The 11632-nt window shown below is 37.6% G+C and carries 10 protein-coding genes; 4 read left to right on the top strand and 6 right to left on the bottom strand.

Going from position 1 to position 11632, the window contains the following annotated elements:
* The first annotated feature begins 13 nt into the window (after nt 1-13).
* Nucleotides 14-1234, top strand: coding sequence for a 2-oxoglutarate dehydrogenase complex dihydrolipoyllysine-residue succinyltransferase (gene odhB, locus GQO80_RS13295; protein ID WP_157208856.1), 1221 nt, complete (start codon nt 14-16; stop codon nt 1232-1234).
* Nucleotides 1235-1705: 471 nt separating this feature from the next.
* Here odhB and GQO80_RS13290 read toward each other — a convergent pair whose 3' ends face one another.
* From GQO80_RS13290 to GQO80_RS13265, 6 genes are all read right to left on the bottom strand, one after another.
* Entirely contained in the window at nt 1706-2335 is a 630-nt protein-coding gene (locus GQO80_RS13290) for a response regulator (RefSeq protein WP_157208855.1), read from the bottom strand.
* A 49-nt stretch (nt 2336-2384) separates the two neighbouring features.
* Nucleotides 2385-2828 (bottom strand): retropepsin-like aspartic protease, encoded by a 444-nt coding sequence (locus GQO80_RS13285; protein ID WP_157208854.1) that lies wholly within the window; start codon nt 2826-2828, stop codon nt 2385-2387.
* Entirely contained in the window at nt 2812-5379 is a 2568-nt protein-coding gene (locus tag GQO80_RS13280) for a CHAT domain-containing protein (RefSeq protein ID WP_157208853.1), read from the bottom strand. Before GQO80_RS13280 ends, GQO80_RS13285 begins: the two co-directional genes overlap by 17 nt.
* Nucleotides 5380-5444: 65 nt before the next feature.
* Nucleotides 5445-7397 carry a PKD domain-containing protein gene (locus GQO80_RS13275; RefSeq protein WP_157208852.1) on the bottom strand — a complete coding sequence of 651 codons (1953 nt, stop codon included), beginning with the start codon at nt 7395-7397 and terminating at the stop codon, nt 5445-5447.
* 286 nt (nt 7398-7683) lie between these two features.
* A complete protein-coding gene (locus GQO80_RS13270) occupies nt 7684-8724 on the bottom strand; it encodes a hypothetical protein (protein WP_157208851.1) in 1041 nt (346 codons plus the stop codon).
* Nucleotides 8725-8803: 79 nt separating this feature from the next.
* On the bottom strand, nt 8804-9241 hold the full coding sequence (locus tag GQO80_RS13265) for a hypothetical protein (RefSeq protein ID WP_157208850.1): 438 nt from the start codon (nt 9239-9241) through the stop codon (nt 8804-8806).
* 134 nt (nt 9242-9375) lie between these two features.
* On the opposite strand from GQO80_RS13265, the gene GQO80_RS13260 reads away from it, so the two are divergent.
* From GQO80_RS13260 to GQO80_RS13250, 3 genes are all read left to right on the top strand, one after another.
* Entirely contained in the window at nt 9376-9957 is a 582-nt protein-coding gene (locus tag GQO80_RS13260; RefSeq protein ID WP_157208849.1) for an RNA polymerase sigma factor, read from the top strand.
* Between the two features lie 5 nt (nt 9958-9962).
* Nucleotides 9963-10697, top strand: coding sequence for a hypothetical protein (locus tag GQO80_RS13255; protein ID WP_157208848.1), 735 nt, complete (start codon nt 9963-9965; stop codon nt 10695-10697).
* A gap of 163 nt (nt 10698-10860) precedes the next feature.
* Nucleotides 10861-11628, top strand: coding sequence for a TatD family hydrolase (locus GQO80_RS13250; RefSeq protein WP_157208847.1), 768 nt, complete (start codon nt 10861-10863; stop codon nt 11626-11628).
* Nucleotides 11629-11632 lie beyond the last annotated feature (4 nt).

Below are 11632 nucleotides of genomic sequence, written 5' to 3'. Positions count from 1 at the left end.
ATAAAATTAAAAAATGATTTTAGAAATGAAAGTGCCTTCACCAGGCGAGTCTATAAAAGAAGTTGAAATAGCAACATGGTTAGTTAAAGATGGCGATTATGTTGAAAAAGACCAGGCCATTGCCGAGGTTGACAGCGATAAGGCAACCCTAGAACTTCCTGCGGAAGCCAGTGGCACCATAACGCTTAAAGCCGAAGAGGGCGATGCAGTGGCGGTAGGGGCTGTGGTGTGTTTAATAGATACCAGTGCAGCAAAACCAGATGGTAAGGAAGCCCCAAAGGAGGAAAAGAAAGTTGAAGCACCAAAGGCAGAAACTCCAAAAGCTGAAGCACCAAAAGCAACAGAAATAAAAACCTATGCCACAGGTTCTGCAAGTCCTGCCGCAAAAAAGATTTTAGCAGAAAAGGGCATGCAAGCCTCAACAGTTTCTGGAACAGGAAAAGACGGACGTGTTACTAAAGAAGATGCCTTAAAAGCGGTACCTTCTATGGGTACGCCTACTGGTGGCGCACGTGGTACCTCCAGAAATAAAATGTCGATGTTGCGCCGTAAAGTTGCAGAGCGTTTGGTGGAAGCAAAAAATACAACCGCTATGTTAACAACGTTTAACGAAGTGGATATGTCGGCCATTTTTGCTTTACGTGAGGAATATAAGGAAACCTTCAAAAACAAACATAATGTTGGTTTGGGCTTTATGAGTTTCTTCACCCTAGCGGTCGTTAGAGCCTTAAAAATGTATCCTGCGGTAAACTCTATGATGGACGGAAACGAGATGATAAGTTACGATTTCTGTGATATTAGTATAGCCGTTTCTGGCCCAAAAGGGTTGATGGTTCCTGTAATTAGGAATGCCGAAAACTTAAGTTTTAGAGGTGTTGAATCGGAAGTGAAACGGTTGGCGCTTCGTGCAAGGGATGGCCAAATTACGGTTGATGAAATGACGGGAGGCACCTTTACAATTACCAATGGCGGTGTTTTTGGCAGCATGTTATCAACGCCCATTATTAATCCACCACAAAGTGGCATTTTAGGGATGCACAATATTGTCGAGCGTCCTGTTGCCGTAAATGGTAAGGTTGAAATTAGGCCCATTATGTATGTAGCACTATCATACGACCACAGGATTATTGATGGAAAGGAAAGCGTAGGGTTTTTGGTAGCTGTTAAAGAAGCCCTGGAAAACCCCACAGAACTGCTAATGGATAACGACGTTAAAAAAGCCTTGGAAATGTAATAATCCTTATTGGATGAATAAAAAAAGGTGACCAGATAATTATTATTTGGTCACCTTTTCTGTTTTAGGGTGCATTAACTAATACAATATAAAATATTTATGGTAATAACAATAATCACTAAAAAAGCAAGTCCAATAATGAAGCATTTATCAAGTATTTTATTGTTTTTTTCCATGGTTTAGGTACTCAAAAAAATTGGCAAAACACTACGATTTGATTTCGTAGTGTTTTTATAGTTATGCTCTCCCTTGAGAATTAATTAATAGCATGGTAAAGATAGGTTATATGGGGTTTTTAAAAAATACGCACTTCTACGTATTTTTTAGTTATAAACAGGAATGTTTACAAAAGCAGAAAGCCTTAAACATAACATTTAAGGCCTTCCTATAATTCTCCCTAAGAACTAATTAATAGCACTGTAAAGATAAGCGGAATAACTAACATAAAAAATACGCACTTCTACGTATTTTTTAAAGATGCTCTTTGTTTACACTGGCCCAAATGGAAAGTGAGGTGGGTTTATTGTCCAATCCTAGTTTAGCTACGATATTGCTGCGGTGTTTATCAACGGTGCGAACGGATATAAAAAGTTCATCGGCAATGTCATGGCTTGATTTGCCTTCGGAAACTAATTTGATAATTCGCAGCTCGGTTTTGGTAAGTAGCTCTAACTTTTCCGATTTATTAATGGGACTGTGGTTTAGGTAGGAAGCTATTTCATCGCTAAAATAAGGTTTGTTATTTAAAACGTTCTTTATGCAAATTTCAATTTCTTCAATAGCAAATTCCTTTAAAATATACCCGTAAACGTTAAACGCTTTTGCTTGGTCGTATAGGGCTTCTTCCTTATCGAACGTTATAAGGATAATTTTCGTGGGCAGGTTGTTTTTTTGGCAAGCTTCGGCAATTTCAAGGCCGGTTTTATGGGGCATTCTAATATCTAAAATGGCAATTTTAGGTTTTAACTTCACAATAAGATGATATGCCGAATTGCCATCGGGAGCGCTTCCTACAATATTGAAGCCCTTAGAGGTTAAAAAGTCTGTCAAACCACGAAGCATCAACGGATGGTCGTCCGCAATAACAATGGAGGTGTTCATTTTTTAGGGCGTTAAGGTGCTATTAATTGAATGGTTAAAGATAGTGAATTTACGGTTTCAAGTAAAGCTGTTTTTTCTCATAATCGATAATAGCATGCGATTTCTTCAATATATCGGCTCCAATAATACCATCAACGGGTTTTGATTTATGGTCTATAAGTGCCGTATTAACATGTGTTAAATTAAATAGTACCAAAATAATTTTATCCGATTGCCATTTGCCAATTTTTACGCTGTTTTTTTTTGACATTTTGGTTTCCATGTTAATGGCCCCAGCACCGGCGGCCAAAACTTTAGAATCTTTTACTTGAAGATTAAAGGTGTCAACCGCTTCAAAACCCACGCACGAGCTTGAGGCACCGGTATCTAAAATAAAACGTCCTTTTACACCATTTAATGTGGCTTTAATCTCAAAATGGTTTGTTTTTGTTAGCTTTAGTTTAATGCCAACATAGCCTTTGTTAAGAAGAAATGTTTCAAGAGTCTCTGCCATGGTTTCTATTTTTCAAGACTAAAAGTAACACAATCAAAACTAGTAAGCTGCCAAAAATTATATAAAAATTGAAACCATTTGTTTTTGCCGCATCAAGTTGGCCATAATAAACAAAAGCACTCCAATAATAGGGCGATTTTTTGGCGTTGCCAATTGTTTCGTTTTTTAAATAATCGATTTTTGAACGGTTGTTTGCCAAATATGCCGATTGTAAATCTGCATAGTTTTCATAAAACGACTCCATAATCTGCGAGGTTGATAAATCGTTTATTTGCCACAAAGTAAACAGCAAATTTTCAGCCCCGGCATACTGAAATCCGCGGGCTATACTCATGGCACCCTCGCCTTTGTAAAGTTTGCCAACGCCTGTTTCGCAAGCACTTAAAACCACCAAATGGGCGTTTAGATCTAAGCTGTACAATTCGTTTAAATACATGGTATCATCGAAAAACGATATGTTGGCAGGCGTTACAAAATTGCCGCTGCTGGCATGGGTTGAGACATGCAAAATGCCAAAATTAGGGGCATGTTTTATAAAGTTTCCTTTCGAGGCTTGGGCATTTAAAAAGATGGTTGAAGGCATTTCCTTTTTAATAGCCTGAGCTTCATCAATGGAGTAGGTTAGTTTTTGGTTGCTATGTTCAAACACAGGGAAAAATCCGAGAAGTTTGTTGTTGTTAACAATGGTACTTTCGGTTAAAAAAAATTGCACGCTGGAATTATAGGCAACTGTTTGGTTTTTAACAACAAAGGGCATGTTGGCGAAAACTGTTGAAGCGGTTTTAGAGGAAAGGAGCGCTTCAAAAGGAACGAAATTCAATAGGCCATCGGGAATGATGACCACGTTTCTGTAAGAAGCCGTTTGGTTGAATTTTAGCAAGTTGTAAACACCAAACGCCCTAGTGGTATATTGGTTAATAGCGTTGTTTATAATGGAAGCATTATCAAATAAATGGATGAAATCAATAATGCTTTCTTTCGTTTCGTTGGTTAAAGGTATGGTCTCTACGCTAATATTGGTTTCAGAAATAACAAACTGATAAATGGCGTTCCTTCCGTAAAAATAGGCTACTAAAACGGCTTGGTTTTTTGCTAGTTTTTGCTGAATGGCTTTTAAGCTATAAAGGGTTTTGTTCTGAGGGTATTTTTTTTCAATCGCTGTTTTTAATGCTTTTAATTGAATGCTTATGTGGCTTAATTGTGCGCTCAAGGCATTTACTTTTGAAGCTTTATTTGTGCCAAGTTGCTCTTTAATCAGCAAATTGGTGTACCGTTCCTGTTCTTTAATCAGGCGCAATTCCTGTATCAATAAAGTATCGGTGGGATGTTTTTGCAATTGCTTTTTTTTCAGGTGAACCGACTTTAAAACCGAGGCTTTGTGGGTTTCAGCATATTGAAACGCTTCAAACAAAAGGGTTTTGTTTTTGGTTTGCTTGTAGGTGGTTAACAGTAGCTCTATACAGTTTTCGCTCCGTATGCGGTTATTGGTTTCGTTTAAAATCTTTGCCTCTTGCGAGGTCCAGTTATCTTGCAACAATCCTGAAACATAAAAGCTTAAATCGTAACTTTTTAATGCTTGTGCAGCATCTGTTTCAATGGCAGCGTGTAGGTCGAAAATATCTACAAATGTGTTTTCGGCATATAAATCTTTCTTTGAAGGCAACCTCTCACTTTTAAAATTTGGAATTAATAATTTAATCGCTTTTTGCAGACTTTTTAAAGCGCCGTTTTTGTTTTTAAGAAGGAATTGAAGTTGTGCTTCTTCAACATAAAATTTGGCTAAATCTCTTGAGGAAAACTCGGCGCTATCAAGATGTTCTTTTGCTTTTTCAAATGAAACAAGGGCTTTTTTATAATTGCCTTTTTGAAACGCTACAAAATAATCGTTCTTAAAGCGTTGAAATTGGGAAGCTGCATTATTTAAAAGCGAGGCATCTTCATAGTTGTTTAAAGCAATTAAGCTAGAGTTTTTGATGCCTTGGAGAAGTGCTTTTTGATTTGTACTTGCGTTTGAAAGCTTCAAGGCATCGTTAACAATTTTTAAAACCGTTTCGTGCTTGCCTATGGTTTGGTACAGCTTCGCCAAATTTATGGCACCGCTTATTTGATGTTTGGTGTTTTTGTTTTTTTCGGCTAAATATAGATATTGGTTTATGGTGCTTACGGCGTTGGTATAATCGCCCGTTTTGGTGTATAGGTTGCCAAGGGGTTTAAAGCAGCTTTCAATAATATCGAAATCGGAAAGTCTTGAAAGGGCGTTGTCGTTAAAGCGTTTTAAGGCTTCTTCGTAAGTTGCAATCGCTTCTTTTAATTTTGAACGGGTCTCTAAATAATAGGCTTTATGGCATTGTAAAAAAACAAGTGCCAATTGTTCGTCTTTTGTTTTTACAAGCGATTTAAAGTTGGCTTCCTGGGCATTTAATAGATTGAAAGATGCTTCATTGTTCTTGCTTATAAACGTTTCGGCAGCAGTATAAATGGCTTCTTCCAGATTTTGGGAAAAGGCCATTCCGCAGATGAAGTAGATTAAAAAAATAATGCTTCTTGCCATATGCAATGTTCCAGCAGGGTTTTTAAGACCATGCAGGTGTTTTTTGTGTTAAATGACGCTATGTTTCAAAACTTCCAAATGGCGTAAAATTGGCAATAATTAAAATCGTTTTCAAAATCCATAACGTAGCGTGCGCCCAAACTGGGGCCAATGCGCGCAAAACCAGCGGTAGTCTCAAACAACAAACCCGTTCTTAAATTGGTAAACGCATTTGTTGTGGAAGCTTGCGATTTGGTAGCGCTTATAATGGGCGCATCGGGTTTTAAGCCTTCAAAACGCTCGACCAAGATGCGTTCATTTTGTTTTTCACTTATAGAAATGGTGTTTTGCAAACCCGCACCCAAACCTATATAATTGTTGATGTTGTAGCGCAGTAAAACGGGCACGTCCCAATCAATATTTTCAAACGAAAAAAGAGTTGTGGTGCGTTGCAAAAAGCGTTCGCCTTGTGCACCTTGAATAATTTCATCAACCACATTGGTGCTAGAATCGTAATTATGGAAATTATTCATTAATTCCACCTGCCAATACCAACGGTACGATTTATAGGGTGAAAGCGTTGCGCCAAAGAAATAACTTTCGGAATTGTTCAAGTTTGAAAAAGAATTAACGCCCACTTTTGCACCTATCGAGATACCCGGTAAAAAGCGCGTTGTTGAATAATTGGTAATGATGGGGTCGTTTTTATCAAAAATGATGGCTGTTCTACTTTTTGTTTTTTGTTTATGAAAATCTTTGGCAAACTTAATACTGTACTTAACAAACCCTTTGGTGGAATCATATTCCTTAACGTTTTTTTGCTCGCTTCCGGGAAGATAAATATTCTTAAAGGTAAAAATGGCTTGTGTTTTTGTAAACGTGGTATCCAAACAACTATAAATCACCTCTTGTTTTGGGCAAATATCGCATTTTGGGTACATGTCTAAAATTTTGATGGTCGATTTATCCAACATATCAGGAATATCGGTCTCCAAACGAATGGTGCGCGCGGGCCCTTCGCCATTATTTTGAAACTTGATTTTATATTTCAAAGTTTTAAAACGGACGAAGCGGTAGTTCATAAACGTGCCGTTTGACGACATTTTATTGGGATCGTGCGAAGTAACTATTTCCATTTCCATATCCTTTACCTTGTGATTGTCGTAATTGGCATCGGGCACATAAATGCCGCGAACGGAAATGATGGCACTGGTATCTTTTACCATTTCGGGCGTTGTTTTTAAGCTGAAAAAGATGTTGCGTTCTTCTTTTGGTTGTAAATTATCGAATTCTAAAAGGGTCCAGTTTTTATAAAATGCTTTCGATTTTTCGATGGTTAGGGGCAAGTTGGTTTTTTCGGTGGAATCTTGCAAAAAGGTCCTGGTTTCAAAGTAATTGGTGTTTGAAGATGCTAAATACATGCCGTCATCATCAATAGTTCTTGTAAAAGCAAAGCCTTCCGTATTGCTGTTTTTTTCATTGTGATAAGTTCTGGTTTCCAACAGTTCAAAATTAGCTGCCTTGTATTGGTGTTCGTTGTAAAACAGATACAGTTTTCCGTTGGTAACATAGTCTTTTGGGTTTTTATAGCTTACCACCAGCACCATTTCTTCATCTGGAACGGGTTCTCGGTTGCGTTTTAATGTAAAATCCTCATCCATTAACGCTATATCATCAGCTGTTGAAGTTACTTCGTTAATGGCAATTTTTTTTGGTCTGGTAGTTGGCGGTTTTCCAGTGTCGTAATTATTGGTTGCCCATAAGCGTACTTCGTATTCACCGGGTTTTTTATAAATGTGTTTTGGTGTAGGTTCGGTACTATAATGGCCATCGCCAAATTCCCAGAAATGGGTATAAAACGCTTTTGGTGCTCCCGCTATTTGGTTTAAAGTGGGTGTTTCTGGCGTGAAAAGCACCATATTTCCGGTAGCGTTTGTTTTTATGGTTGCCGTTCTTGTTATGGTATCGTTAACCAGTTTTTGGGCAGAAGCAGCTAGTGCACTTGCCACGAATAAAAAAAGGACGATGAATTTCTTCATGATACATTACAGTTTAGTTGTTCATAAATATACAAAAAGCGTTCACTTATCCTAATATCTATATAAATGGGCTGCAATCATAACGAGGTTTGCCCATATAACAAAAAGGACAAACATGATTAGAATGATTATAACGGCATTTTTCTTCATACCATTATATCAATCGGAAGTGCTTTTTGTTACCCTTAAAAATGAAAAAAACCAGAAACAAAAGCCTCTGGTTTTTAGTAAGTAGGTTAAGTACGGGGAAACCAATACTAAGTAGGTAATTAATTGTGTAGATTATTTAAGGTAAACCGTTAATGATGGCTGTAAGTTGCGCTTCGGTAGCAATGGCCATGTCGCTGGTTGTAAATGTGATAATGCCGTTCGCAACAATGGTTACGGCCTTTATGGCGTATTTCCAGTTGCCATTAACTTCCGATACAAAAATGGCATGACATTCTAAACCAATAGGGATTTGTCCGTAATGCTCGCTAAACAATCCGGTTGCAGGATCGTAAGTATCTAATTGGGCCAAACCGGTTGTTTCACCGTCATACGACAAATAAACGGCCGAGTTTTTGTTGTCATTCCCTTCGGGAACAGCAGCTAAAATGGTTGTTTTTGGTCTGGGGTCGTTATAAAATCTATCTACGTTGCTCCATCCAAAGTTACCTATAAAGGCATAATAGTTGGAACCTTCAGCAAACACACCTCCTTTACCGTTGGCGCCATCGCGTTTTGCTTCTTCCCAAACTAGGTCGCCATTATCATCAATGAGGCCATTCCATAAGATCATGTTAGTATCGGTGCCGCCGGTTAAATTAGCTGGGATAATGAGTTGAAGTTCACAATTGGTGGCCAAGGCAACACCATTTTGAGAGGCTTCCAAAAAGAACTCGCCACCTGTTAGCAATAAGGCTTTATCGCCGTTTGGCATAAGGCCCATGGTAGGTTTGTTGGTAGTTAACATGTTGCCTTTGTTGAATATCTCAACATATTCCAAATCGACGTTACCTGTTACGGCATTGCCGTTTTTGGTTAAACAGTTTCCGTTGATGGTAATTTTTACACCTTTTTTTGAGGTTAGGGTTACCGCGCCATCTTCGGCCTTAAATTGAAATTTTTGGGTCATTTCTTCAAGGGCCTTTTCTTTTATGCCATCAAACGCCTCGGCGGTTGCTACACTGCACAAGTCATCGCAATCATCATCGATGCCTTCCGATTTGCTACAGCCTGTAAGCAGTAAGGCCGTTATTAAAAGGGTTCCTAAAATGTGCTTTAAATGGTTGCTCATGTTTTTAAAATTGTTTGAGTGTTCTTGAAATTGATTTGTTGTTTTCATGATAATTTGGGTTTTTAATTGTTATTTGATGGTATATAAACAGGGCAACTTTTTTGTTACCCTGTTTTGGTACTTATTTTTATTGTTGCGGTTGGCTGATGATGATTTTTGATACAATGGCGTCACCAGAAGCCACTAAGGCAATCATTTTATTGGCGTAATCTTCAGTAGAGGCATAACCTTTTGCCGATCCAGTTTCAGTTTCAACTTCCCAGAAATAGTTTCTGTTGGTGTTCATTTCGCTTTTTAATACGAAGTAACTTGTAATTTGCGTTCCTGTTACAACTTCGCCAGAGCTTGATAGTTTCATCATTTCCTTGGCACTTTCAAGTGATAGTGAAGTACCGGAGTAAACCCCTTTTGTGGTTTCAACTTGCCACTCAAAAATTTGGGCGATGTTATCTTTTGAAACAGTTCCAATTTCAGTTGAAGCGTTAAGTGTTTTGTTTTCATTGGCGGCATTTACATTTAACATTGATAAAGCTACGGTTGCGATAATTAAAATTGATTTTTTCATGATTTCTAGTTTTTATGGATTAATTAAAATTTGATTTGTAATTTTTGTTGTTACACCCTTATATCAAAACCATTTATATTTTGTTACCCATTTATTTTAAACTTTTTTTAAATTAGCAGTAAATACAAGGGTTAATGAGCGAAAAAAAATTACACGACGACCAAAAATATATCGATGGATTGGTGCAAAACAATGCCTTTATTATAGAGGCCATTTATGATAAATTCGCGCCCAAGGTTATCAATTACATCAAACAGAACAGTGGCGATAGCGACCAAGCGCAGGACATTATTCAAGACACCTTAATAACCATATATAATCAAGCAAGCGAAAAGAAGCTGGAATTAACCTGCCCATTCGATGCGTATTTCTTTTTACTGTGCAAGCGCAAATGGTTGAACGAACTAAAAAAAACGTCGAATAAAGAGGTAACAATTAAGGAAGACATTTTATATAAAGGAGAAGACGCTCATGAACTAGCTTTTGAAACCGATTTGTACGGCGAAAAACACGCCTTATTTACAGAAATGTTCAATAAACTAGGAACCGCTTGTAAAGAATTATTGGCCGCAACCTTTAAAATAAAATCGATGGAAGAAGTGGCCGAAAGTTTAGGTGTAACATACGCTTATGCCCGAAAAAAGAAATCTTTATGTATTGGTAAATTAACAGAGCTGGTTCGCGAATCACCAAAATTTAACCTACTTAATAAGTAACCATTATGGACGAGCAAGATTATACATTATTTGAAGATTACCTTTTAAAAGCACTATCAGAAACTGAAAAAGAAGCTTTTGAAACCCGTTTGAGCACCGACCCCGCATTTAAGCAACGTTTTAATACCTATAAAGAACTGTCTGCGTTTTTAGAGCATACATTTGAAAATGAAGCAGCTTCAACAGACTTTAAAAATAACTTAAAAGCTATTTCAAGTAAACATTTCAAGAAACAACAAGCTACAAAAAAAGGCATTCAATTTAAACCTTGGCAATATGCCATGGCGGCAAGTATCGCATTATTAATTGGCATAACGTTGTTCAATAAGCTGTCCCATCCGGTTTATGCCGATTATGCCAATTACGACAGCATCAGTTTAACCGTAAGAGGCAATGAAGATGGGCTACTGAAAACCGCCGAAAACGCCTTTAACAAAAAGGATTTCGCCAAGGCGGAAGTAGCCTTCAAGGAATTGTTGCTTACCGATGAAAAAAATTCAGAATTACAATTTTATAGAGGCGTAACAAATATTGAATTGAATAATTTCGCCATGGCCGATTGGTTATTAAAAGGTTTGAAGGACGGCCATTCGGTTTATAAAACCAAAGCAACGTATTATTTGGCGTTAAGTAAATTAAAACAAAAACAATACGATGCGGCTGTTGAAATTTTAAAAACCATTCCAGATGAGGCCGAAGAGCATAAATTGGCCCAAAAATTAATTAAAAAGTTGGATTGACACTCGACCTGCAAGGTTTTTAAAACCTTGTAGGCCTCAAATTCATAATATCTATTGTGAAATAGGCATTCAACCCCATAGGTTTTAAAACCGTGGGGTTTTTTCATTCGTGAAAATTCTTCAAATTTACTTAATACTTTAATTTCTTCACTATTTTTACCCTATGATAATTACCGATACACACACCCATCTGTACAGCGAAGCCTTTGATGACGACCGATATGATATGATAAACCGTGCCATCAACCAAGGCGTTTCGCGTTTTTTTGTTCCTGCCATCGACTCAACATATACGCAAGCCATGTTCCAACTAGAACACGATTTTCCAGATCGGGTGTTTTTAATGACGGGCTTGCACCCAACCCATGTAAAGGAAAATTATAACGAGGAATTGCGTCATGTAGAAACCATGCTCGCAAAGCGGAAGTTTTATGCCATTGGAGAAATTGGTATCGATCTGTATTGGGATACTTCAACCTTAGCAATCCAAAAGAAGGCATTCAAACATCAAATACAATTAGCAAAAAAGTACAAATTGCCTATTGTTATCCATTGCCGTGAGGCTTTCGATGAAATTTTTGAAGTACTGGAAACAGAACGGAGTGCCGATTTATTTGGTATTTTTCATTGTTTTACCGGCACCTTAGCACAGGCACACCAAGCACTGTCTTTTAATATGAAGTTAGGGATAGGTGGTGTAGTAACCTTTAAAAATGGGAAAATCGACCAGTTTCTTAATCACATTGACATTAAGCACATTGTTTTAGAAACCGATGCCCCTTATTTGGCGCCCGTGCCCTATCGCGGAAAACGCAACGAAAGTGTATATATAATGAAGGTATTGGAAAAGTTATCACATATATATAAGGTATCTTTAGAGGAAATAGCCAACATCACCACCCAAAACTCAAAAGATGTTTTTGGAATTTAATAAT

Source organism: Mariniflexile maritimum (assembly GCF_009746565.1).
Classification (GTDB): domain Bacteria; phylum Bacteroidota; class Bacteroidia; order Flavobacteriales; family Flavobacteriaceae; genus Mariniflexile; species Mariniflexile maritimum.
This window is presented reverse-complemented; position numbering and strand designations above follow the sequence as displayed.

Coding starts and splice junctions, on each gene's coding strand:
- odhB (WP_157208856.1), top strand. CDS start 14: ATGATTTTAGAAATGAAAGTGCCTTCACCAGGCGAGTCTATAAAAGAA.
- GQO80_RS13280 (WP_157208853.1), bottom strand. CDS start 5,379: ATGGCAAGAAGCATTATTTTTTTAATCTACTTCATCTGCGGAATGGCC.
- GQO80_RS13270 (WP_157208851.1), bottom strand. CDS start 8,724: ATGAAAACAACAAATCAATTTCAAGAACACTCAAACAATTTTAAAAAC.
- GQO80_RS13255 (WP_157208848.1), top strand. CDS start 9,963: ATGGACGAGCAAGATTATACATTATTTGAAGATTACCTTTTAAAAGCA.
- GQO80_RS13285 (WP_157208854.1), bottom strand. CDS start 2,828: ATGGCAGAGACTCTTGAAACATTTCTTCTTAACAAAGGCTATGTTGGC.
- GQO80_RS13265 (WP_157208850.1), bottom strand. CDS start 9,241: ATGAAAAAATCAATTTTAATTATCGCAACCGTAGCTTTATCAATGTTA.
- GQO80_RS13290 (WP_157208855.1), bottom strand. CDS start 2,335: ATGAACACCTCCATTGTTATTGCGGACGACCATCCGTTGATGCTTCGT.
- GQO80_RS13250 (WP_157208847.1), top strand. CDS start 10,861: ATGATAATTACCGATACACACACCCATCTGTACAGCGAAGCCTTTGAT.
- GQO80_RS13275 (WP_157208852.1), bottom strand. CDS start 7,397: ATGAAGAAATTCATCGTCCTTTTTTTATTCGTGGCAAGTGCACTAGCT.
- GQO80_RS13260 (WP_157208849.1), top strand. CDS start 9,376: ATGAGCGAAAAAAAATTACACGACGACCAAAAATATATCGATGGATTG.